The sequence below is a fragment of the Massilia sp. IC2-476 genome (genome assembly GCF_020707295.1).
Lineage (GTDB): Bacteria > Pseudomonadota > Gammaproteobacteria > Burkholderiales > Burkholderiaceae_D > Telluria.
Genome location: NZ_JAJFER010000002.1, coordinates 692,428 through 715,412, shown reverse-complemented (window position 1 = coordinate 715,412; position 22,985 = coordinate 692,428). Strand labels below are relative to the sequence as shown.

The 22,985-nt window shown below is 65.7% G+C and carries 22 protein-coding genes; 11 read left to right on the top strand and 11 right to left on the bottom strand.

Annotated elements, in window-relative coordinates; all coding sequences use genetic code 11:
* Positions 1 to 110: 110 nt before the first annotated feature.
* A complete protein-coding gene (locus LK539_RS08065) occupies positions 111 to 1,865 on the top strand; it encodes a cation:proton antiporter (protein ID WP_227800387.1) in 1,755 nt (584 codons plus the stop codon).
* A gap of 33 nt (positions 1,866 to 1,898) precedes the next feature.
* Here LK539_RS08065 and LK539_RS08060 read toward each other — a convergent pair whose 3' ends face one another.
* The gene (locus tag LK539_RS08060; protein WP_227800386.1) at positions 1,899 to 3,509 is read right to left on the bottom strand and encodes an FAD/NAD(P)-binding protein; all 1,611 of its coding nucleotides are present in this window, start codon (positions 3,507 to 3,509) and stop codon (positions 1,899 to 1,901) included.
* The gene (locus LK539_RS08055) at positions 3,509 to 5,020 is read right to left on the bottom strand and encodes a polyamine aminopropyltransferase (protein ID WP_227800385.1); all 1,512 of its coding nucleotides are present in this window, start codon (positions 5,018 to 5,020) and stop codon (positions 3,509 to 3,511) included. Before LK539_RS08055 ends, LK539_RS08060 begins: the two co-directional genes overlap by 1 nt.
* 60 nt (positions 5,021 to 5,080) lie before the next feature.
* On the opposite strand from LK539_RS08055, the gene LK539_RS08050 reads away from it, so the two are divergent.
* The 6 genes from LK539_RS08050 to LK539_RS08025 are packed head-to-tail and all read left to right on the top strand — an operon-like array spanning position 5,081 to position 9,792.
* Positions 5,081 to 5,467, top strand: coding sequence for a DUF350 domain-containing protein (locus LK539_RS08050; RefSeq protein ID WP_227800384.1), 387 nt, complete (start codon positions 5,081 to 5,083; stop codon positions 5,465 to 5,467).
* A gap of 34 nt (positions 5,468 to 5,501) precedes the next feature.
* On the top strand, positions 5,502 to 6,527 hold the full coding sequence (locus tag LK539_RS08045; protein WP_227800383.1) for an SPFH domain-containing protein: 1,026 nt from the start codon (positions 5,502 to 5,504) through the stop codon (positions 6,525 to 6,527).
* Entirely contained in the window at positions 6,527 to 7,969 is a 1,443-nt protein-coding gene (locus tag LK539_RS08040; protein ID WP_227800382.1) for a DUF4178 domain-containing protein, read from the top strand. The genes LK539_RS08045 and LK539_RS08040 overlap by 1 nt, the downstream gene beginning before the upstream one ends.
* A gap of 10 nt (positions 7,970 to 7,979) precedes the next feature.
* Complete coding sequence (locus LK539_RS08035; RefSeq protein ID WP_227800381.1) at positions 7,980 to 8,144, top strand: hypothetical protein; 165 nt, start codon at positions 7,980 to 7,982, stop codon at positions 8,142 to 8,144.
* On the top strand, positions 8,141 to 8,500 hold the full coding sequence (gene speD / locus LK539_RS08030) for an adenosylmethionine decarboxylase (protein ID WP_227800380.1): 360 nt from the start codon (positions 8,141 to 8,143) through the stop codon (positions 8,498 to 8,500). The genes LK539_RS08035 and speD overlap by 4 nt, the downstream gene beginning before the upstream one ends.
* A gap of 38 nt (positions 8,501 to 8,538) precedes the next feature.
* Positions 8,539 to 9,792: a CaiB/BaiF CoA-transferase family protein gene (locus LK539_RS08025; protein WP_227800379.1), complete on the top strand. Its 1,254-nt coding sequence runs from the start codon at positions 8,539 to 8,541 to the stop codon at positions 9,790 to 9,792.
* Between the two features lie 122 nt (positions 9,793 to 9,914).
* Here LK539_RS08025 and LK539_RS08020 read toward each other — a convergent pair whose 3' ends face one another.
* Both LK539_RS08020 and LK539_RS08015 read right to left on the bottom strand, forming a co-directional pair.
* The gene (locus LK539_RS08020; protein ID WP_227800378.1) at positions 9,915 to 10,238 is read right to left on the bottom strand and encodes a hypothetical protein; all 324 of its coding nucleotides are present in this window, start codon (positions 10,236 to 10,238) and stop codon (positions 9,915 to 9,917) included.
* 132 nt (positions 10,239 to 10,370) lie between these two features.
* A complete protein-coding gene (locus LK539_RS08015; RefSeq protein ID WP_227800377.1) occupies positions 10,371 to 10,745 on the bottom strand; it encodes a GFA family protein in 375 nt (124 codons plus the stop codon).
* 131 nt (positions 10,746 to 10,876) lie between these two features.
* Between LK539_RS08015 and LK539_RS08010 the strand changes: the two genes are divergently transcribed.
* Positions 10,877 to 13,099, top strand: coding sequence for an ATP-binding protein (locus LK539_RS08010; protein WP_227800376.1), 2,223 nt, complete (start codon positions 10,877 to 10,879; stop codon positions 13,097 to 13,099).
* Here the strand turns inward: LK539_RS08010 and LK539_RS08005 are convergent.
* Positions 13,093 to 15,279: a TonB-dependent siderophore receptor gene (locus LK539_RS08005; RefSeq protein ID WP_227800375.1), complete on the bottom strand. Its 2,187-nt coding sequence runs from the start codon at positions 15,277 to 15,279 to the stop codon at positions 13,093 to 13,095. The two genes, LK539_RS08010 and LK539_RS08005, sit on opposite strands and share 7 nt — an antisense overlap.
* Before the next feature lie 365 nt (positions 15,280 to 15,644).
* On the opposite strand from LK539_RS08005, the gene LK539_RS08000 reads away from it, so the two are divergent.
* Together LK539_RS08000 and LK539_RS07995 are read left to right on the top strand one after the other, a co-directional pair.
* Positions 15,645 to 15,917, top strand: a complete 273-nt coding sequence (locus LK539_RS08000) for a hypothetical protein (RefSeq protein WP_227800374.1) — start codon at positions 15,645 to 15,647, stop codon at positions 15,915 to 15,917.
* 107 nt (positions 15,918 to 16,024) lie between these two features.
* Complete coding sequence (locus LK539_RS07995) at positions 16,025 to 17,020, top strand: lysozyme inhibitor LprI family protein (protein WP_227800373.1); 996 nt, start codon at positions 16,025 to 16,027, stop codon at positions 17,018 to 17,020.
* A 4-nt stretch (positions 17,021 to 17,024) separates the two neighbouring features.
* On the opposite strand, the gene LK539_RS07990 is transcribed toward LK539_RS07995, so the two are convergent.
* From LK539_RS07990 to LK539_RS07965, 6 genes are all read right to left on the bottom strand, one after another.
* Positions 17,025 to 18,263: an MFS transporter gene (locus LK539_RS07990; protein WP_227800372.1), complete on the bottom strand. Its 1,239-nt coding sequence runs from the start codon at positions 18,261 to 18,263 to the stop codon at positions 17,025 to 17,027.
* 6 nt (positions 18,264 to 18,269) lie between these two features.
* The gene (locus tag LK539_RS07985; protein WP_227800371.1) at positions 18,270 to 19,142 is read right to left on the bottom strand and encodes a hypothetical protein; all 873 of its coding nucleotides are present in this window, start codon (positions 19,140 to 19,142) and stop codon (positions 18,270 to 18,272) included.
* Between the two features lie 17 nt (positions 19,143 to 19,159).
* A complete protein-coding gene (locus LK539_RS07980; protein ID WP_227800370.1) occupies positions 19,160 to 19,945 on the bottom strand; it encodes a hypothetical protein in 786 nt (261 codons plus the stop codon).
* The gene (locus LK539_RS07975; protein ID WP_227800369.1) at positions 19,942 to 20,457 is read right to left on the bottom strand and encodes a hypothetical protein; all 516 of its coding nucleotides are present in this window, start codon (positions 20,455 to 20,457) and stop codon (positions 19,942 to 19,944) included. Before LK539_RS07975 ends, LK539_RS07980 begins: the two co-directional genes overlap by 4 nt.
* A 43-nt stretch (positions 20,458 to 20,500) precedes the next feature.
* Positions 20,501 to 20,791 carry a DnaJ domain-containing protein gene (locus LK539_RS07970; RefSeq protein ID WP_227800368.1) on the bottom strand — a complete coding sequence of 97 codons (291 nt, stop codon included), beginning with the start codon at positions 20,789 to 20,791 and terminating at the stop codon, positions 20,501 to 20,503.
* A 95-nt stretch (positions 20,792 to 20,886) separates the two neighbouring features.
* On the bottom strand, positions 20,887 to 21,030 hold the full coding sequence (locus tag LK539_RS07965) for a hypothetical protein (RefSeq protein ID WP_227800367.1): 144 nt from the start codon (positions 21,028 to 21,030) through the stop codon (positions 20,887 to 20,889).
* A gap of 142 nt (positions 21,031 to 21,172) precedes the next feature.
* Between LK539_RS07965 and LK539_RS07960 the strand changes: the two genes are divergently transcribed.
* A complete protein-coding gene (locus LK539_RS07960) occupies positions 21,173 to 22,930 on the top strand; it encodes a glutamine--tRNA ligase/YqeY domain fusion protein (RefSeq protein ID WP_227800366.1) in 1,758 nt (585 codons plus the stop codon).
* Positions 22,931 to 22,985 lie beyond the last annotated feature (55 nt).

Below are 22,985 nucleotides of genomic sequence, written 5' to 3'. Positions count from 1 at the left end.
TCCGTCGTTCCGGCGAAGGCCGGAACCCAATTTCGTCGAGCCGCCCGTAGCCTTCCGGCCCCGCTCCCAAGTTACAATCCGGCCAACAACAACCACTGGCCGCCCCCACCGTGCAAGAGCAACACGCCTTCCCCTTCCTGCGGGAGATCCTGCTTTTCCTGATCCTCTCCGGCATCCTGATCCCCATCCTGCAGCGCCTGCGCATCAATCAGGTGATCGGCTTCCTCGCCGTCGGCACCCTGGTCGGCCCCTTCGGCCTGGGCCTGCTGGCCGGCGACCTCCCCTGGCTCGCCTTCCTCACCTTCCCGCGCGACGAAGGCATCTCGATGCTGGCCGAAATCGGCGTGCTGTTCCTGATGTTCATGATCGGCCTCGAGCTCTCGGCCGCGCGCCTGTGGGCCATGCGGCGCTGGGTGTTCGGCGCCGGCACCGCGCAGGTGCTGGCCAGCGCCGCGCTGATCGGCGGCGCGCTGGTGCTCTACGGCCTGGATGCGCAGGCATCGATCATCCTCGGCCTGGTGCTGTCGCTCTCCTCCACCGCCGTGGTGATGCAGCTGCTGGCCCAGCAGCAGACCACCGGCAGCCGCCTGGGCCAGGCCGCTTTCGCCATCCTGATGCTGCAAGACCTGGCCGTGGTGCCGATCCTGCTCCTGATCGGCGCGCTCGGGCGCGGTGCCGGCGACGGCGTCGCCATGCTGGCCCTGACCACGCTGGCCAAGGCGGCGATCGCAATTGCCCTGATCTACCTGGTCGGCGGGCGTGTCGTCCACAAGCTGTTCCGCGCATTCGCCGAGCACCGCCAGCCGGACGTCTTCATGGCCCTCATCCTGCTCAGCACCTTCGGCATCGCGGGATTGTCCGCCGCTGCCGGCCTGTCGATGGCGCTGGGAGCGATGATCGCCGGCCTGCTGCTGGCCGAGACTGAATTCAAGCACGAAGTCGAGCTGATGGTCGAACCATTCAAGGGCCTGCTCATGGGCCTGTTCTTCATGACGGTCGGGATGAGCATCGACACCCGCCAGATCCTGGACGCGCCGCTGCTGCTGGCCGGCGCGGTGGCCGGCCTGGTGTTGCTCAAGGCGCTGGTGGTAGCGCTCTTGGCCCGCATCGGCGGCCTGCCCTGGGGCCGCGCCGTGGAAGGCGGCCTGCTGCTGGGCCAGGGCGGCGAATTCGCCTTCGTGGCGGTCGGCTACGCCATCACCTCCAAGGTGCTCGAGCCAGGCCTGGGCGCGCAGGTGATGCTGGTGGTGGGCCTCACGCTGTTCATTACGCCGCTGCTGGCCCGTATCGGCCGCGGCATCGGCGACCGCCACGAACACGCGCGGCACGAACAGGACGCGGCGGCTGACGACGGGGAACTGGCTTCGGCACGTGGCCGCATCATCATCGCCGGCTTCGGCCGCGTGGGCCAGCAGCTGGCCAAGCTGCTGGGCGAACAGAACATCCCCTTCGTCGCCTTCGAGTGCGACGCCAAGCTGGTCTCGAAACTGCACGCCGAAGGCAAGCCGGTCTACTTCGGCAATGCCTCGCGCCCGGAACTGCTGCGCCGCGTGCATGCCGACGAATCGCCCGCCATCGTGCTGACCATGGACCATCCCGCGTCCGCGATGCAGGCGGTGCGCGGCATCCGCCGCGAATTCCCGCACGCGCGGCTGTTCGTGCGCTCGCGCGACGAAAAGCACGCGCGCGCCCTGCGCCAGGCTGGGGCCAGCGTGGTGGTGCCTGAGACGCTGGAAGCGAGCCTGCAGCTGTCGGCCTTCGTGCTGGAGGCGATGGGGCTCGATGAGCGCACCGTGGACGGTATCGTCGACCATGAGCGCGATCTGGTCACGGCCAAGCTGCTGGAGCCCGAGCGCACGGCCTGACCTCGCTTGGCCCGCATGGCCTGGCGTAGGTGCTTACGCCTTCTCATGCAGCGACCGCTCCGCTGCGCGTGCGCCCCACCATGCCGCCTCTTCAAACACGGAAAGGCCGGACAGATCTGCATGCGCGAACTGGATAGGTCCGCGCGCGTCACGCAGGGCTTCAAGCCCAGCATTGGAGCGAAAGCCCGGCCGCGGCACCGCCATCGCATGCGCACGCAAGGTGATGTCCACCCGTTCCACGCACGGCGCAAACGCCCAGTCATAGGCTTCCCTCAGGTCACTGCCGGCCAGCTCAAGCAGTTCGCCCGGACTGGCAGACTGCAGCCAGCGCCGCGCTTCCAGCGGCGTCCGGCTCGACAGCGCCGTGTAAGCGGTGAACACAGTCTTCTCCGGTGGACGCGAACGAATGTCCTGGTGGGTTGAAACGACGTAGCCAAGCCCCCTGCCCTGGTACACGACGTTGTCCCAGGCCAGCTGGGCATCGGGCAGCTCGCGCGGAAAATCGCGCATCAGGAAGTTCGACACCATCCATGGCGCGTAGTCGGGCAGGTGCTCCCTTGGATCGAAGCCGTAGCGTTCAATGCCCTCGACCACGCGGCCGGCGACGAACAGGGGCATGGCGCAAATCGCGCGCCGCGCCTTGATGAGGAAGCTGCGCGGCTTGCCCTTCTCCAGCACGAAGCACAGCGCCTCGACCCTGCCATTCACTTCGCGTACCGAAGCCGTAGTCCCCGCGCGGCGGCGCGGCCCCGCTCTTGCGGCCAAGGCCTCGGCCAGCGGCGCCAGCCCGCCGGGCCATGTGAGGAGCGCATTCTCGTCGGCGTTGGCGGCCTGGCCCCAGCGGCCGGCAAAATAATGGATGCCGGCCCAGGCCGAGACGCGATCGATGCCGGCGCCGTAGTCGTCACGGCAGCAGTAATCCAGGTACCAGCGCAGGGTCGCGGAGCGGTAGCCCTTGTCGCCCAGCCACTGGGCAAAGCTGACGCGATCCAGCGCCCCGAATTGCGGATCGCTGGAGGACAGCGCCAGCGGGAACACGAAGGCGCGCCGGCCATCGCTACCGCGCGCATGGCGGTAGCGGGCCATCTCGTCAAAGAACTGCTTGTGTTCGGCCGCATCGGAAGAATCCGTCGGCACCAGGCCCTCGTGCCAGACGCCGTCGCGCAGCAGGCGCTCTTCCGGACCGTGCAGGATGAAGCGTTCGTCGTAATAGGGCTTGTCCTTGTCGGCGTCGCGCAGCAGGATGCCGAGGTCTGCCAGCATCTCGCGCACGTGGGTCGATTCCGGTCCCGGCAGCGGCAGGTAGTGCGCACCGGTCGGGCAGGCCAGGTCGCCGTAGCGGCTGCCGGCGGCATTGCCGAAGGCTTCTGGGCCGTCGAGCAGGAGGAAGTTCTCATGGCCCAGCTTCCCCAGCTTCCACGCCGCACTCAGCCCGGCGATGCCGGAACCGAGGATGACCACATCGGTCTCGATCATTTGCGATGGCGGCGGCAGCTGACCGCGGTCGCGCAGGTAGTGTCCTTCCGCCCGGCCGGGATGATGCACCGAGGGCGCCACCTCCTGCCAGCGGTAGAATCCGGCCGCGGTGGCGAGGCCCGCCGCCCCGGCCCCCGCAGCCGTCATCAGGAAGGAACGGCGGTCCATCAGCGGATCACCTGGCGCCAGTCTTCCTCGAACTCGCGCACCAGCGACTGGGTGTCGAGGCGGTTCGGCACCATTGGGCGACGCGGCATGTCGAGCGGCCAGTCGAACATCGCGCGCGTGGTGTCGCCATTGAGGTAGCGCATCGGCAGACGGTAGCTGGTGGGCGGCACGAATCGGCCCTGGGGAGAGGCCATGATGAAGCCCCACTCGCCGAAGGACGGAACATACAGGTGATAAGGCCAGGTCTGCAGGCCGACTTCGCGCAGGGTCGCTTCGATGGTCCAGTAAGCGTTCGGCGCAAAGAACGGGGACGTTGACTGCACCGCGATCAGGCCATTGACCGCCACGTGCTTGCGCAACATGCCGTAGAAGGGCACCGAATACAGCTTGCCGAGGGCGAAGCTGGATGGGTCCGGGAAGTCGACGATGGCCACGTCGTACATGCCGGCTTCCTTCTGCAGCCAGATGCCGGCGTCGGCATTGATGATCTTGACCCGCTTGTCCTTGAGCGCACCCTTATTCAGTTTTACCAGTTCGGGACGGGTGGCGAATGCACCGGTCATGGCGGGATCGAGGTCGACCAGGGTGACCTCCTCCACCTGCGGATAGCGCAGGATCTCGCGCAGCGCCAGGCCGTCGCCGCCGCCCATCACCAGCACCCGCTTGGCCCAGGGCAGCGCCTGCATCGCCGGATGCACCAGCGCTTCGTGGTAGCGGTATTCGTCGCGCGACGAGAATTGCAGGTTGCCGTTGATGTAGAGGCGCAGGTCGTCCTTCCAGCGGGTGATCACCAGGCGCTGGTAGGGCGTGGTGGTCGAGTACACGACGTCGTCGCCGAACAGGCCATGCTCGCCCCACTCCACCATGCGGTCCGAAAAGCCAAAACCCAGCACCAGCGTGAACAGCACCACGCAGGCGCGGATCGCCTTGCCGCGCAAGTGGGTCAGCTCGGCGCGGAACACGTACAGGGTCCACATCGCCACGCCGACGTTGAGCATCCCGAACAGGAAGCCGGTGCGCACCAGGCCCAGGGTAGGTGCCAGCACCAGCGGAAACAGCAGCGACACGGCCAGTGCGCCCAGGTAGTCGAAGGTCAGCACGCGGCTGACGATCTCGGCGAACCCGGTGCGGCGCTCGTTCAGCGCGCGCATCACCAGCGGCACCTCCATGCCGACCATCGCGCCGATCATGAAGACGGTCAGGTACAGCACCGTGCGGAAGGGTGCGCCCATCCAGGTGAAGGTCATGAACAGCATGGCCGCGGACACGCCGCCGATCAGGCCGACCGCCAGCTCGATGTCGATGAAGCGCGACAGCACGTCTTCGTCGCGCACGTATTTCGAGAAGTGCGCACCGACGCCCATGGCGAACAGATAGCAGCCGATGATGGTGGAAAACTGGAGTACGGAGTCGCCCAGCAGGTAGCTGGACAATGCACCAGCAATAAGTTCGTAGGCCAGTCCGCAGGAAGCGACAACGAATACCGACAGGATCAGAATTTTTTTGGTCATTGAACAACTTTTGTTCTAAGATCGCTGCTGCAATCCCGATTATTTTCTTTGGAGAATGTTGTGCCCGCCATCCTAAACTATGTGCTGCATCTTGCGACGGCAATCGCGCTGGTTCTGGCATTTTTTGTGGTGTACACGCGGGTCACGCCTTACGACGAAGTGCTGCTCATCCGCCAGGGCAACTGCGCCGCCGCGGTCTCGCTGGGCGGCACCCTGCTCGGCTTTTCGGTGACGATCGCCTCGGCGCTGATGCACACCGACGACTACTATGAATTCTGCGGCTGGGCCGCGCTGGCCATGCTCATCCAGGTATTGGTATTCGTGATCGCTACGCGCCTGCTGCGCATGTCGAAGGACCAGATCGAGCACAACAACCTGGGCTTCGGCACCCTGCTCGGGTCCATCTCGCTGTCGATCGGCCTGATCAACGCCGGCAGCATCTCCTGATTTCATCCCACGCGCATAAGGAAGAGGAACCATCATGTCTCTCGGCTCATTCATCAAGAAGCAGTTTCTCGACGTCCTGCAATGGAACGAGGAAGGCGAAGGGGTTCTCGCCTGGCGCTACCCGATGGAAGACTTCGAAATCCAGAACGGCGCCACCCTCGTCGTGCGCGAGTCGCAGGTCGCCGTGTTCGTGGACGAAGGCCGCGTGGCCGACGTGTTCGGCCCGGGCACGCACCGCCTGACCACGTCCACCCTGCCGGTGCTGACCAACCTGAAGAACTGGGACAAGCTGTTCGCCTCGCCCTTCAAGTCGGACGTGTACTTCTTCTCGACACGCGTGCAGACCGGCCGCAAGTGGGGCACGCCGCAGCCGGTAACGATCCGCGACAAGGACTTCGACATGATCCGCGTGCGCGCCTTCGGCATGTACTCGTATCGCGTCGCCGATCCGCGCCTGTTCTTCACCGAGATCAGCGGCACCCGCGCCGTCTACACCCGCGAGGAAGTCGAGGACCAGCTGCGCGGCCTGATGCTGGCCACCATGGCCAACTCGCTGGGCGCATCGAAGATCGCTTTCCTCGACATGGCCGCCAACCAGACCCTGATGGCGCAGCAGATCCGCGGCGACCTGGCCACCGCCTTTGGCCGCTACGGCATTGGCCTGGACGAATTCAACGTCGCCAGCGTCAGCCTGCCGGAAGAGCTGCAGGCGGCCCTGGACGAACGCATCTCGGCCGGCATGAAGGCCAGCCTTGGCGCCGACAAGATGGGCGGCTTCACCCAGTTCCAGGTGGCGAGCAGCATCCCGCTGGCGGCCCAGAACGAAGGCGGCATTGCCGGCATCGGCGCCGGCGCCGGCGCGGGCATCGCCATCGGCCAGGCCATGGCCCAGGGCATGCAGGGAGCCTTCGCGCAGCCGCAGCCGGCCAGCGTGCCGGCCGGTTCGGAATCGATCGAAGACCGCCTTGCCAAGCTGAAGGGCCTGCTGGACAAGGGCCTGATCTCACAGGGCGACTATGACAGCACCAAGGCCGAGCTGCTCAAGAAACTGATCGGCTGATGCAGACCGTTTCCTGTCCTTCCTGCGGCGCACCGGTTGAATTCCGCTCGCATGCCTCCGTCCTGGCGGTGTGCGAGTACTGCCGCGCGACCGTATTGAAGGAAGCGGGTGCGGTACGCGACCTCGGCAAGATGTCCGAGGTGCTGGAAGACTATTCGCGCATCCAGATCGGCACGTCGGGCATCCTGGCGGGACGCAGCTTTACGGTGGTGGGCCGCATCCAGCTGCGTTACGCCGCCGGGATGTGGAACGAGTGGTATGTGCTGTTCGACGACGGCCTTGATGGCTGGCTGGGCGACAGCTCGGGCCAGTACGTGATGACCACCAGGCGCGAGCTGGCGCCCGGCTGGCCGGCTTTTGACGCTATCCAGGTCACCCGCCAGTACGACATCGGCTTCGGCCCTTACGTCGCCTCGGACAAGCGCGTGGCCAAGTGCACCGGCGGCCAGGGCGAACTGCCCTTCCGCGTCGGCGAAGGCTGGGAAGCGCGCGTGGCCGACTTCCGCCGCGGCCCGAGCTTCGCCACGCTCGACTACTCGGATGGGACACCCCCTCTCCTCTACGCCGGCACTGCCGTCACGCTGGAGAACATGAAATGCCAGCTGCTGCGCGACGACGAGCAGATCAAGGCCAGCGCCGGCAAGTACCGCGGCAAGGTCGACATACTGCAGTGCCCGTCCTGCGGTTCCTCGATCCGCTACGTCCCCGGCCTGGCGGCGAACTGCGTCTGCCCCTCCTGCACGGCGCGGCTCGATGCCTCGACGCCCAAGGTCGAGGTGCTGCTCAAGGGCGAGCAGAATGAACGCGTGCCGTTTACCCTGACCCTGGGCGCGATCGCGAAGATCGGCGGCTACGACTACCGCGTGCTGGGCGTGATGCGGCGCGAAGACAATGAGGGCGAGGCCTGGAACGAATACCTGCTGTACTCGACCCAGGGCCCCTTCTTCTGGCTGGTCGAAACGAACGAAGGCTGGTCGCGTTCGGACGTGATGGACGACTGGCCCACGCCTCCCCTGCCCGCCATGAACACGGTGCAGGTCGATCACATCGAATACAAGCGCACCTGGGTCTACCAGGCGCGCGTGCTGTACGCGGCGGGCGCCTTCAATTGGCGGGTCGCGGCCGGCGACATGGTCTACGTGGCCGAGTACGAGCACGGCCAGAATGGCCTCGCGGCCGAGCACACCAACGAAGAACTGACCTGGTCGCGTTCGACGCCGGTGGCGGAAGACCAGGTGCGCGCCTGGTTCAAGCTTCCGGTCGCGGCGAAAGAGGCAAAGGCGGCCTTGGGTGGCAGCGACATCGCGTGGAAGGCGCTGCTGTGGATGTTCGGCCTGAACTTCATCCCGCTGGTCGCCAACTTCGGCACCACGCTGGCCTGGATGCTGGTCGGGATGATCGCCCTGTTCCTGCCGCTGCTGCTGACGCCCGAAAAAAAATGAATGTGCCTGCATGAGAACTAAATTCATCCTCTACGCCATCGTGGTAACCGTCATCACCACCATCATCTGCTGGGTCAGCATGGCGTCTTCCACCCGCAGCGGCGGCGGCAATAGCTGGCGCAGCCACAGCTACGGCAGCGGCAGCGGCGGCTACTCGGGCGGCGGTCACAAGTGACGATTGAACATCGCCCTGCGGGCATCCATCTGCTGGCCGACCTGGCCGGCATCGACGGCGGCCTGCTGGTCGACCCTGCCGCCATCGACACCCTGCTGCGCGACGCAGCGCTGGCGGCCGGCGCCCACATCCTGCACAGCCACTTCCACGCCTTCGGCCCGGAACAGGGCGTGACCGGCGTGCTGCTGCTGGCCGAATCGCACATCTCGATCCACACCTGGCCCGAGCACGGCTTCGCCGCGGCCGACATCTTCATGTGCGGCGCCGCGCAGCCGGAACGCGCACTGGCCGTCATCGATGCGGCGCTCAGGCCCGCCCACCGTTCGGTGCGGACGATCCCGCGCGGACAGCTATAATCCGGCTTCGCTCGCCTATACAACCCAGCAGGAACAAGATGACGCAATCCGGTACTCCTTCCAGCGCGCTGCCGAAGGCGCTCGGCCATATCCGCGTGCTCGACCTGTCGCGCGTGCTCGCCGGCCCGTGGTGTTCGCAGAACCTGGCCGACCTCGGCGCCGACGTGATCAAGATCGAACGCCCCGGCAACGGCGACGACACCCGCGCCTGGGGCCCGCCCTACGCCAGGGATGCGCAGGGACGCGACACCAGCGAAGCGGCGTATTACCTGTCGGCCAACCGCGGCAAGCGCTCGGTCACGGTGGACATCGCCAGCAGCGAAGGGCAAGCCCTGTTGCGCGAACTGGTCAAGCATTGCGACGTCGTGCTGGAAAACTTCAAGGTGGGCCACCTGAAGCGCTACGGCCTCGATTACGACAGCCTGAAAGCCATCAAGCCCGACCTGGTGTACTGCTCGATCACCGGCTTCGGCCAGGACGGCCCGTATGCGCACCGCGCCGGCTATGACTTCCTGATCCAGGGCATGGGTGGCCTGATGTCGGTCACCGGCGAGCGCGACGACCTGCCGGGCGGCGGCCCGCAGAAAGCAGGCGTGGCGCTGACCGACCTGATGACCGGCATGTACGCGACCGTGGCCGTGCTGGCGGCGCTGACCCACCGCGACCGCAGCGGCGAAGGCCAGCACATCGACATGGCCCTGCTCGACACCCAGGTGGCGATGCTGGCCAACATGGGCAGCAATTACCTCAACAGCGGCAAGCCGCCCAAGCGCTGGGGCAATGCGCACGCCAACATCGTGCCCTACCAGACCTTCGCCTGTGCGGATGGCCACATCATCGTCGCCACCGGCAACGACGGGCAGTACCAGAAGTTCGTGGAGGCCGGCGGCCGGCCGGAGCTGGGCCTGGATCCGCGCTTCGCGACCAATCCGCTGCGCGTGCAGAACCGCGATGTGCTGGTGCCGATCCTGGCCGGGATGGTCAAGCAGAAGAAGCGCGACGAGTGGATCGCCCTGCTTGAGTCGGTGGGCGTGCCTTGCGGTCCGATCAACGACATCGGCGAGGTCTTCGCCAACGAGCAGGTACAGGCGCGCGGCGTCGCGATCGAACTGCCGCATCCGGCGGCGGGCACCGTCAAGCTGGTGAGGAACCCGATCCGGATGTCGGCCACGCCCGCAACCAGCGACAAGGCCCCGCCCCTGCTGGGCCAGCACACCGACGAAGTACTGCACGAGGTGCTGGGCCTCGGCGAGGCGGAGATTGCCGCCTTGCGCGGCAAAGGGGTCCTCTGATTATCGTAGGGTGGGCGGCTTGTCCGCCCACGCGGTGATCGCTTGTCGCAAGATCATCGGGGCGCGAAAGCGGAGCCGATAACAATGACCACGTGGGCGGGAAGACCCGCCCACCCTACGATTCAATGCAGCTGGTGCTTGAGGTCCGACAGGACGTCATGCACCCGCGTCACCACCGAGGCCACCTGGGGCGACGGCTGGGCGCTACGGCACATCCGTTTCGCTTCGTCGCCCATCTCTTCCAGCCGGTCGATGCATTCGATGATGTCGGACTGGTCGTTCGACTGCATCACGCGCTGGGCTTGCGGCATTTCGTGGGCGATCTTCTGGATGCAGTCGCGGATCTCGCTGGGTGCACCCTGGTCGTTCCTCGTGACCTCTTCGGCCTGGTTGACGGTTTGCTGGATCTGGCTGAAACGCTGTTGAATTTCGGCAGGTTGCAACATGATTGACCTCCTGAAAGTAGTGCGGCGAATCCGCTGGAATCAATCACTTTAGTCTTCCTGCCGGGGATATCAAGCCCGCATTGCAGGCGTGTGCGCGTCAAGCCTGGGGCAGGCCTCAGCCTTGTTACCGCTTCAGTCTGGATTCTTGACTGGCAGCCAGGACGGCTTGGTATCAAGGTACAGCTCCCGCTCGACCGGACCGGTATAGGGCTCATCCAGCGTGCCGAGAGTGACGGCGATGCGCTCGGGCGACTCTTCGCTGCGCCAGAACAGCGTCGAGCCGCATTGGCGGCAGAAGGCGCGCCGGCCGTGGCTCGATGACGCGTATTCCGTGATGAAGGCATCGCCCTGTTCGATCTTCAAACCAGCGCGGGCGACGTTGGCATAGGTCCCGGCGCCGGCGCCGTGCTGCTTCTGGCACATCGTGCAATAGCAGTGGCTGGCGCTTTCGACCGGGCCGGCGGCGCTGTATCTGACGGCGCCGCACAGGCAGCTTCCTCTTAGCATAACGAACCTTCACGAAACGATGTGCGCGAATTGCAGAGGGCGGAAGCTGCGCACTGAAGCTGCCCGCCCACCTTGCCAACCATGCAATAATAGCTGTCTTTACCGACAACCGCTTCCTGCCTCCCGCAACAATGAAAGTCCGGTCCCATATCGCACTGCTGGCGGCCGCCATCCTGGTGCCGACGGTCGTCTTTTCCATCGTCGTCCTGAACGTGCTCCTGACCGCCGAACGCGAGGCGGCACTGCGCAGCATGCAGGAGCTGGCGCGCGCGTCCGTCAATGCCATGGACCGCGAAATGACCTTTGCGATGGCCACTGCCAGGACATTGCAGACTTCACGTAACCTCAAGGAAGGCAAGTTCGAGGGCTTCTATGGCCAGGCTGTGGACGCAAACACGGGACGCGATACCCACACCGCCCTGCTCGACGAACGCGGGCAGCAGGTTTTCAATACGGTGCGTCCTTACGGCACCAGCATCCCTGCTCCAAATGCCGCGGCAAGAGAACGGGTCAGGGCCGTACTGGCGGGAGGCAAGCCGGTATACAGCGACTTGATCAAGGGTAGCGCAACAGGCAAATACGTTGTCAGCGTCGAAGCGCCGGTCACGATCGGCGACGGCCGCCGCTTCGTCGTCAACGAATGGATGTTCTCCGATCGCCTCAACAGCATCCTGCCGGCCAAGAACATTCCGAGCTCTTGGCTGATTGCGGTGTTCGACAAACGCGGCATAACGATCGCCCGCAACATCCATCCCGAGAAGTTCGTGGGCTCGCCGCCACGCGGCGAACGGCTCAAGACCATCCTGGCAGGCTACGAAGGAATCTCGCGCGCCATGACCCGCGACGGCGTCGAGATGTACGGCGCCTGGCAGCGCTCGACGATTACCGGCTGGATGGTCGGGGTCGGCGTGCCGGTGGCGGAGATCGAGCGCACCGCCGTGCATTCCGTGGCCCTGAGCGCGGCCGGTTTCCTGATTGCTCTCTTGTGCGCGATCGGCGCCGCCATCCTGTTCAGCCGGCGCCTCGTCTCCGCGATCGATGCCGCCGCGGCTGCGGCCGAAGACCTGCCGTCCTACCGGGTCCCGCCTGTCGCCGACCTGCGCGTGGAAGAGATGAACCGCCTGCAGATGGCCCTGCACCGGGCCGGCCGGTTGCTGGTGGCGGGGGAAGCCAGCCGGCGCCAGGTGGTGGAAGAAGCGCGCACGGCGCGCATCCACGCTGAACAGGCGCAGAAGGTGGCGGAACGGCAGAACCGGGCCAAGGACGAGTTCCTCGCCATGCTCGGGCACGAATTGCGCAATCCGCTCGCCGCGATCTCGTCCGGGGTCGCAATGCTGTCGATGGGGGGAACGGACGCCGAGCGCACCACGAAGATCAGGGATATCCTGCAGCACCAGACCCGCCACCTGACCCACCTGGTGGACGAACTGCTGGACGCCCACCGCATCCTCAACGGCAAGATCGCGCTGGCGCCGACGCAGGTCGACCTGCAGGCAGCCGTGCAATCCTGCCTCGCCGCGTTCGAGGCCCGTGGCGCCACCCGGACCCACGAGCTCGCGTTGCAGCTTGCACCGGCCACCATCGAGGCCGATCCCACCCGCCTCGAACAGATGATTGCGAACCTGCTCGACAACGCCTTGAAATACACACCGGAGGGTGGACGCATCGGTATCGCGCTGCACACCGGGAACGGCGAGGCGGTGCTGGCGATCAGCGACACCGGCATCGGCATGACGCCGGAACTGATGGCGCAAGCCTTCGAGGTGTTCGTACAAGGCGAGGTCGTCAACCGCGCCAAGGGTGGCCTGGGCATCGGCCTGGCTGTCGTCGATGCGCTGGCGAAGCTGCACGGCGCGACGCTGGCGGCGGATAGCCCAGGCCCCGGCCAGGGTAGTACCTTTACCCTGCGCTTCCCTCTGGTGCACATGGCCACGACTCCGCAGCCATCCCTGCCCGCGGCTCCGGCGCACAGCCACGCACGCGTCCTGGTCATCGAGGACAATGGCGATGTCCGGGAAATGATGCGCATGCTGCTGGCCGAGCAGGGTTTCGAAGTATGCGTGGCGCCGGACGGCGCCGGCGGAATCGAGGCAGCCCGCAGCTTCCGACCGGATATCGCCCTGGTCGACATCGACCTGCCCGACATGTCAGGCTACGCGGTCGCCGGCGCACTGCGCAAAGACGCGGCAACGGCAGCGATCCCGCTGCTCGCGGTAACCGGCTACGGCCAGGCCGCAGACCGCGACAAGGCGCTCGCCGCCGGCTTCGACGGACACCTGGCCAAGCCGGTGCCGGCCGACGTGCTCGTCGAAGCGATTGCGCGCCTGGTGCACGCCGACAGACTGCCTCAGTAGCGCGCTTCGAGCGTCAGGCGCGCCATCGCATAGCCCGGGAACACCCTGGTCCGGCGTTGCGTGCCGTTGGCGTCGGTGTAGATCGAATCGTCCAGGAAGTCCTGGCGCAGGATGTTCGACACGGCGAAGCGCAGCTGGTACTTGGGATTGAATTTGTACAGCGCGTACATGTCGAGGTCGCGCCGCACGCTCTGGTAACCGGACTGGTTGACGTTGATGCGTACCGGCCCGCCGCTCTTGAAGGCGAAGCTGGAACCGGCCGACAGCCTGCCGCCCGGTGCGCGCCAGTCGGCGCCCAGCGTGGCGGACAGGGGCGTCTGCTGGTCGAGCCGGTTATTCGGCCCCGGCACCTCTTCCACACGCGACCAGTTGCGCGAGACGCTGGCGCGCAGGTCGACGTCCAGCCCGCCCTTGCGCACTGCCGACAGCGGGAACTTGGCTTCCAGTTCGAGGCTGCGCGTCACCGCGTCGCCGTCATTGACCGGCGTCTGGATCCAGCGGCCATTCTCGAGAATCAGTCCCTGGCGCGTGAAGTCCTGGATGCGCCGCACCGACACGCTGGCGCTCAGCAGGGCCTTCTCGGCCCAGTAATGCTCGTAGGAGGCGTCGATGCCGGTCGCCAGTTCCGGCTTGAGGTTCGGGTTGCCGCGGTAGTCGGGATCGGTCTGGCTGTTGTTCGGCGTGGTGAAGCGGCGCGGGATCAGGCTGCTGGCGGCGGGCGCCTTGTAGGTGCGCGTCAGGGCCAGGCGCAGCTGGTCACGGCTGTTCGGAAGCTTGTACAGGGTCTGGGCCAGCGGGCTCCAGACGCTGCTGCGGTTGGTCGTGGTGGCGAAGGTATTGCCCTCGCTGGTCGTCTCCAGGCCTTCCCAGCGCAGCCCGAGGTACATTGACCAGCGCGGCGTGAGGTTCCACTCGTCCTGCACGAACAGGGCGAGGCGGCCGAGCTTCGCCTCGTAGCGCTCGTCCGTGTATGCGCTGCGGCCGCTCTGCGGGAAGGCCTCGTCCTCGATGCGGGCGTCGTCGCGCAGGGTGTAGCCGCCGTCCCAGCCCATCGACAGCGCATGGTCCTTCTTCCAGAACGTCGAATACTTGCCGGTCGAGGTGAGCCCGCGTTCCGAGGTGCGGCTGAGCACCAGGGCGTCGCGGCCGCGCAGGCCCATGCTGTCGTCGTGCTCGCGCCAGGTGCCGCGGTTGCGGATGCCGTTCACACCGAGTTTGAGGTCGATTTTCGCGCCCTCGCCCAGCTCGCGCACCCAGTTCAGGTCCGAGCGCAGGATCGCGTTGGTACCCTTGCTGTCGGTGTCGCGCACGTCATACAGGGGCGCCTGGCCGAGCAGGGTGTCGGTGACGGCGTAGCCGTGATAGTCGTTGCGGTTGGCGGCAACCAGCGATTGCCAGGTGAGTGTGCCGCCCTTCTTGCCGGTCCAGTTGATACGGGGTGCCAGGCTGATGCTGTACGGCGTGCCCTGGTCGTGGGCGCGGGTGCGGCGCAGCATGGCCAGCCGGCCGACCGGGGTGAGCGCGGATTCCTCGACCGGGGACTGGCGGTCGTAGTCGTACATCATGGCGTTGGCGCTCACCGAATACGACATGCCCTCGACCCGGTCAGACATCTGCAGGCTCGCGCTCGGGTTGCTCGCATCGCGGCTCCTGCCGATGCCGGCACGCAGCTCGCGCTGCGCCTTCTGCACCGATTTCTTGAGCACGATGTTGATCGTACCGGCGATCGACTGGGTTGAGAACTCGGCGCTGGCCGCGCGCAGGATCTCGATGCGTTCGATGACGTCGGGCGAGAGCTGGTCGATCGAAAAGCCGGCCGGCGCCCGCTCGCCGTTGATCAGGATCTGCGTATAGCCGCTGCCCAGACCACGCATGCGGATCTCGCCGCCGCGCCCGGAAGCGCCGCTGACGGTGATGCCCGGCAGGCGCTTGAACACGTCGAGTACCGAGGTGTCGCCGTAGCGCTTGATCTCTTCGCTCGTCACCACGATCTTGCTGGCCGTGTCGTCGCGGCGCGGGTCGTAGGTGTTGGAATTGCCCTTGATTTCGACCTGCTGGATCTTGTCCGGCGTCTCGGCTTTCTTCGTCGTGGCAGGCTCGCTTGTAACGGAAGTGGCACTAGTCTGGGCGTAAGCTGGGAGCGCGGAAATGCAGAGGGCAATGAGCGAGGGGCGAAGCATGGGAGTACAGCCAAAAGACATGTGGGGACGGGCATTGTGCCCTACTCCGCTTGCTCTACTGTTACTTTTGCTAAAACAATTTATTTGGCATAAGTGCTCTACCGTGGCGCCGCTTGGGTAAGCTATACGGTGTCCATGATGACCAAGCCCAGCCTGCCATGCGCCTTCGATGCGTCGTCCCGCTTACCGCCGTATCAACGCTGCTGTGCCTGCCGGCGCAAGCCCAGTTCCATACCCCGTTTCCGGATTGGACCAGCGCGAAGAGCGCGCGATCGGCGCTCCACGATCCCCCTATCAGTCCGGTTCCCAACTGGTACGAAGTCCGCCTCGGTACCTGGCAAGTACCCCTGGAGACCGTCGCGCACATGGTGTCCCTGATCGATGCCCGGCTCGTCTCGAACAAGCTGTTTGGCGACAAGGCACGCATCGCAAAGTACGCCATCCAGTTTCGCGGCGAAACACGGGAAGATCGTCGTGTGGTACGGCTTGCGGGCGCCTGCCAGGTCTTCGACACCCCCGCATGGGAACTGTCGGCGCAGTTCATGCATGTGGACGATGGCGGGCAGTGCTTTTTTGACGCCGAATACGATCCGGTGGAAAAGCGTCTCAGCTATTTCACCTACCACGGCTACGCATGATGTCGAGGTTGTCAGTTATCCTGCCAGCCTGTTCACGCAAGCGGCAATTACCTGGAGTTGCGGTGTCCATGTTCCGACCATATCTGAACGCGCTACTGACGAGCCTTATGTTCTCCGCCTGCGGCCTGTCGTCCGCCGCGCCCTACCCCAATACCAGCAACTTCGGCGTCCCGTTTTCCGAAGATGAATCCTGGTACCGCCAGTGCATGCGCGTGGCGCAGCGCAGCGCGCCGGATCTCGGCAGGGTAAAGGAGCCGGCGCCGCGCTGCAATGCGGGCGACCTGTATTACGTCAAGCGCAGCCAGGCCCTTACCTCGCCTGCGGAGTGGCGGCAGGTGCGCGAATGCGCGCTGGCGCAGGAGGACGATGCGGTCCTCATGATGCTGTACGCGAACGGCTTCGGCGTCGCGCGCGATCCCGATATCGCGATCCACCATGCCTGCAAGCTGGAGTTCATCGCCAAGGCGGAGATGGAAGCACGTATCGCCCATCTGGCGGGACCGCAGGGCGCCGGCGCCGTGTTCGACCAGTGCGACCACATCACCAGCGGCTACATGGGTGGCGTATGCGCGGGCATTCGCAAAGGCCAGGCGGACCGTGTGCGCAAGGCGCGCCTCGAGCGCACGGTGGCGGCGCTGCCGGGTCCTGCCCGCGACGCGCTCGGGAAGCTGCGCCAGGCGGCCGAGCGCTATGCCGGCACTGCCGAGACCAACATGCAGGGAACCGCCGCCCCCGGCCTGGCGATCGAGCGCGAAGGCAAACTGCTGGCGCAATTCGACGAATTACTGTTTGATGTCCTCGGCAAGCGCCTGCCCGCCGCTTCGCCGCAGGATCTGGCACGGGCCGACAAGGAACTCAACACCGTTTACCGCACGCTAATGGCGCCGACGCCGGCCGAGCGCGAACGGCCGGACCGGGTCGGTGACTCGACCATCACCCGTGCCGACGTGCGCCAGGCGGAGCGTGCATGGATCGCCTACCGCGACAGCTTTGTCGCCTTCCGCGCGAGGCTGCCGTCCGGACCGGCGCCGGAGGCGATCCAGCTTGCGCTGACCAGGCAGCGCCTTGCGGAGCTCAAGCGGATCATGGAATATCGCCGGTGATGTGCTATCGAAGATGTCCAGGATCACGGCTATCCACGACGCTCGACGCTGGCGCCAAGGACCGCAGCCGCAGCGCGATCGCCAGGGCCACGCCCAGCAGCGCGCCGAGCACGGCCACCACGCCGCTCCATCCCCAGTGCTCCCACACGTAGCCCGTGAACCACCCGACCACGCTCGAGCCGACGTAATAGCAGAACAGATAGATGCCCGAGGCCAGCGCCTGTGGCGGCCGCGCGCGCCGGCCTACCCAGCTGCTGGCCACCGAATGCGCAGCAAAGAAGCCGAAGGTCGCGAGCCCGACGCCGAGCACAATGGCAAACACCGATTCGTGCAGCGTCACCAGCAGGCCGGCGATCATCACCGCCATGAACAGCCACAGCACATTGCGCCGCCCCAGCCGGTCCGCCAGCTTGCCCGCCCACATCGAACTGAACATGCCGAGCAGGTAGAGCAGCGACACCGCGCCCACCGCGCTCTGGCTCAGGTTGAACGGCGGCGCCAGCATCCGGTAGCTGATGTAGTTGTACAGGCTGACGAAACAGCCCATCAGCAGGAAGGGCAGCACGAACAGCCAGGGCAGTCCTTGATCACGCAGATGGATGCGCAGGCCGTCGAGGAAGCCCGGCCCGTGCACCCGCTTCGTTGCGCCATGGCGCGAGGGCGGCAGGCTGCGCGAGAATTCCCAGGCCGCGTACAGCCCGGCCGCCCCGAGCATGCCGACGGCGACGCGCCAGGAAACGAAATCGCTGATCACCGAGGACAGCACGCGCCCGCTCATGCCCCCGAAGGCGCTGCCGCTGATGTACATGCCCATCGACAGGCCGAGCGAGCCGCCTTCGATCTCGTCGCTGAGGTAGGCCATCGCCACTGCCGGCAGGCCGCCCAGCACAAAGCCGAGCAGGACCCGCACGCCGACCAGCTGGGTGTAGTCGACAGCGAAGCTCGACAACAAAGTCAGCAGCGCGCCGCCAACCATCGAGGCCACCATCAGCTGCTTGCGGCCAATGCGGTCGGCCACGCTGCCGGAGGCCAGCAGCGCTACGGCCAGCGTGGCGGTGGAGACCGACAGCGCGAGGCTCGATTGAGCGGGCGTGAGGGAAAAGTCGCGCGCCAGCAGCGGCATCAGCGGCTGGACGCAGTACAGGAGCGCAAAGACGGAAAAGCCGCCAAAGGCCATGGCCCGGTTGATGCGGCGGAATTCAGGGCTTCCCGCCGCGATCCGCCCCTGCGCCGCGCCGTTCATGGGGCCTTACGGCAGGTCCGGGTCGAGCTCGGAACCGGCGTAGTTTTCCAGCTCGGTGAAGAGCTGCTTCATGGTGGCTTTGGTACCGATATGCTGCAGCACGGTGCAATGCTCGCGGTAGGTCGCGATGCGCTCGGCGATGATCGGCTGGTGCGCCGCTGGGACCTGCGCCATCAGCTCGGCCCAGCCGCTTTCAAAGTCCGGCTTGTTCTTGCGCACCGATTTCACGAGGCGTTCGAACTCCTTCTGCCCGGTGCGCGCCGTGACGCGCCCGCCACCCTCGACCGCGAAGATGATCGCCAGCGCGATCACGCCTTCGGCGTTCAGGTCCGGGTCATTGATCGGCCCTTCGTAATGGTGGCGGCGGATCCACTGGGCCGCGCGCACGATCGCCTGCACCCCCTGGCGCTGCTTGAGCTGGCCGAGGTAGCGCTCGTAGCCGCTCCAGCTTTCGCCCGGGTCGGCCGTGCACAGGTCGACGAACAGTTCCTTCAGGCGGCGCTGCGCATAGACCGGATCGACGTCGTACTCGCCCACCAGCGTGTCTTCGGGCAGTGCGGACAGTTCCTTCACCAGGCGGAAGCCCTGCTGGAACACGAGCTCGGCGCCCTCCTCGATCAGGATATCGAGCGCGTCGAGGTCGTCATCACTGTCGCACAAGTGCTCGAGGCCGAGCGAGACCCCGCCCACGGTCAGCAGCTGGGCGCGCTGGATGCCTTCGGCGGTGCGGTCATTGGTGAACTTCTCGGCCACCATCGCCGTGATGCCGGCCAGCTCGTCGGCCAGCACCACGGCTTCGTCCGGGGTTGCTTCGCCGGGCAGCAGCTTGATCACCCGCACCAGGCGCGGCGGCTTCTCGATGACGATTGCAGGCAGCATGGATCCTGGCGCTCCGCTCACGAGAAGATGTCCGTGCCCATGCTGCGGCGGGTACCGCGGCGCGGCATGCTACGCACCGACGGCACCTGCTTGCGCAGGCGATACAGCAGTTCGCGCGTCGTGCGCTGCATGAAGGGCGATTCCTCGTCCGGGTCGTCCGGCAGCTCGACGTCGGCCATCTCGGCGCTGTGGCGGAATTCCGGGAACAGCTCGAGCAGCGAGCGCTCCCAGCCGTCTTCGCTGGCCTTGGCCAGGTCGACCGCCAGCGGCGCGATATCGCTGTCGCCGCTGGTCTGGGCGGTGACGTAGCGGCCCTTGGACAGGATCTCCCCGGCCACTTCGAGGATCTCCTTCGGGGCCAGCGACCACAGGATGGCGAACACGGTGGCGCCATGGTCGGTGGCGGAGGCTTCCTGCAGCAGCTCGTGGCGGCGGTCTTCGTCGTCGTTGGCGTAGACGATGCCGTGCACGTGGTTGAACAGGTTCTCGGCGATGCGTTCCGGATCGTCCTCGATCAGGTTGTCCGGCCAGGTGGCCGCGATATAGGCCAGGCTCTCGGCCCAGGCCTTGGGCGGCACCAGCAGGGTCGCGACCGAGGTCTTGGCGCCGTCGAAGCCGGACAGGTGCAGTGCAGTCACTTGCGGCGGCAGGGTCGACAGCACTTCGACGACCGCGTAGTCGCCATGCTCGTCGGCGGCCTGCGAGAAGGCCTCTTCGGCGTGCTCGAGCGAGCCGGCCAGCACCAGTTCGCTGACCTGCTTCGTCAATGCCGGCAGGTTCGCTTTGTTGGACTCGTCGCTCATTCGCGTTCTCCTCCTTCCGGATCGAACAGCTGGGTGAAGTCGTCGCTGGCGGCCGTACCATCCATGTCGTCGTCCTCATCGCCCTCGTCGCCTTCGCCGAGGCGGGCGAGATCGCGGTCTTCGTCTTCCCACCTAGCCTGGTTCTTGTACAGGAAGGCGGTGATGATCGCCTGGCGCGCCAGTTCCGGGTAATTCGCCGTCATGGCTTCGTACATGGCGCGGCCCTGTTCGCCGTCGCACTCGGCCATCGCGAACACGCGTGCCGGGTCGGTGCCTTCGTAGTCGGCAGCCTCGCGCATGAGGCCTTTCGGATCCTTGAACTTGATGCAATCAACGAGCGCGAAGGCCATCAGGTTGACGTCGTCCAGGCCCGAGCCGCCGGCATATTCCGAGACCAGCGCGCTGACCATCATGTCGTAGTTCTTGCGGTTGGGCGGGTCGCCCAGCGTGCCCTCGATCTGCCCTTCCAGTTCGCGCGACTGGAACGAGAATTCGGGATGTACGTTCTTCATTGTTGTGTCCTGTTGATTCGTGGGGCGCTGCTGCGCCGGGCGGTCAGGCCTGCAGGTTCACGCCGTTCAGCGCGAACAGCGAGCGCCACAGCTCGAAGGCTTCGGCCTCGGCGTCCAGCACGATGCGGTGGTTGACGCTCTGGTTGTATTCGGCTCGCCTGGCCGGGTCGGACAGCACCTCGTAGGCCTTGGTGACGGCCTTGAAGCGTGCTTCGGCGCCCGGGGCCTGGTTGCGGTCGGGGTGGTAGCGCATCGCCAGCGAGCGATAGACCTTCTTGATCTCGTCGTCGCTGGCATTCGGCGCGACGCCGAGGATCGCATATAAATTTTCCAAAGAAACTCTCCCGGCAAAGCCGTCAGGCAGCGCCGCAAAACGGCAAAAACGAGATTATCCTATAGAAAACGGCAACTTGCCCAGAAGGCGGGCGCTCAATGGCGAACCGGCGCTTGTGGGGATGGCGGCTTCTGGGCAGGGGCTGGCGAACGGGGCGTCGGCAGGGGCGGCAGCGGCATGCCCGCCTGGGCCAGCAGCCAAGCACGCACCAGTTCCGGATGGGTGGCGAGGGTTTTCATGTTGAGCCTTGCGAATAGACCTAGTTGCCCTCAGTATGTATTCATATAATCGGGCTCACCGTGCGCTCCACCACATACTGGGGCGGCTGCCTCCTGCGTTACGGTAAAATGTCCGTAACTTACCTATCCAAAACTTTTTTTCATGAGCAACGAAAAGAACACCCCGGCGGCTGCGGGCAATCCCCCGTCGTCGAATTTTCTGCGTGCCATTATCGAGCACGACCTGGCAGCGGGCACCCATGCGCGCGAAGGCATGCCGCCCGTCATCACCCGCTTCCCGCCGGAGCCGAACGGCTACCTGCACGTGGGCCACGCAAAATCGATCTGCCTGAACTTCGGCCTGGCACGCGACTATAACGGCCGCTGCCACCTGCGTTTCGACGACACCAATCCGGAGAAGGAAGACCAGGAATACGTCGACACCATCATGGATTCCGTGAAGTGGCTCGGCTTTACCTGGGAACAGGGCGACGGTGAATACCTGCACTACGCCAGCGACTATTTCGACAAGCTGTACGAGATGGCGGAATACCTGATCCGCGAAGGCAAGGCCTACGTGGACAGCCAGTCCCCGGAAGAGATGGCCAAGAACCGCGGCAACTTCAGCACGCCCGGCACCAACTCGCCTTTCCGCAACCGTCCGGTGGAAGAGTCGCTGCAGCTGTTCCGCGACATGAAGGCCGGCAAGTACAAGGATGGCGAGCACATCCTGCGCGCCAAGATGTCGGAAGACGCGATGTCCTCGCCGAACATGACCAACCGCGATCCGGCGCTGTACCGCATCCGCCATGCGCACCACCACCGTACCGGCGACGACTGGTGCATCTACCCGATGTACGACTACACGCACCCGATCTCGGATGCGCTGGAGTCGATCACCCATTCGATCTGCACGCTGGAATTCCAGGACCACCGCCCGATGTACGACTGGCTGGTCGACACCCTGGCCGACGGCGGCTTCTTCCCGCGCCCGGTGCCGCGCCAGTACGAGATGGCGCGCCTGAACCTGACCTACGTCGTCACCTCCAAGCGTAAGCTCCGTCAACTGGTGGACGAGGGTGTGGTGACCGGCTGGGACGATCCGCGCATGCCGACCATCGTCGGCCTGCGCCGCCGCGGCTATACGCCGGAATCGATCCAGCTGTTCTGCGAGCGCATCGGCGTCTCCAAGGCCGACGGCTGGATCGACATGAGCACGCTGGAAGGCGCGCTGCGCGACGACCTCGATCCGAAGGCGCCGCGCGCGATCGCCGTGCTGCGTCCCCTGAAGCTCATCGTCGACAACTTCCCGGAAGGCGAATCGGTCGAGTGCTCCTCGCCGGTCCACCCGCACCACCCGGAAATGGGCGTGCGCAGCTTCCCGTTCACGCGCGAGCTGTGGATCGAGCAGGAAGACTTCATGGAAACCCCGACCAAGGGCTACCACCGCTTCACCCCGCCCGTTGGCGACCAGCCGGGTTCGCGCGTGCGCCTGAAGTACGGCTTCGTGGTCGAGTGCACCGGCTTCGACAAGGACGAGAACGGCAAGGTCACGGCCGTGCACGTGAAGTACTTCGAGGATTCGAAGTCCGGCACGCCGGGCGCCGACAACTACAAGGTTAAAGGCAACATCACCTGGGTCAGCGCCGCCACCGCGCTCGAGGCCGAGGTGCGCCTGTACGACCGCCTGTTCACGGAACCCCAGCCGGACGCCGGCGGCAAGGATTTCAAGGCCGCGCTCAACCCGAACGCGCTGGAAACCGTGACCGCCTACCTGGAGCCGGGCATGAAGGATGCGGTGCGCGAGCAGCGCTTCCAGTTCGAGCGCCACGGCTACTTCGTGGCCGACCGCGTCGATTCCCAACCCGGCAAGCCGGTGTTCAATCGCGTCACCACACTGAAAGACAGCTGGGGCAAATAAGAGCGCCTAACAATTCCCCCCATGGCAGCGTTGGATCGTCTCGCCGTACTAGCGT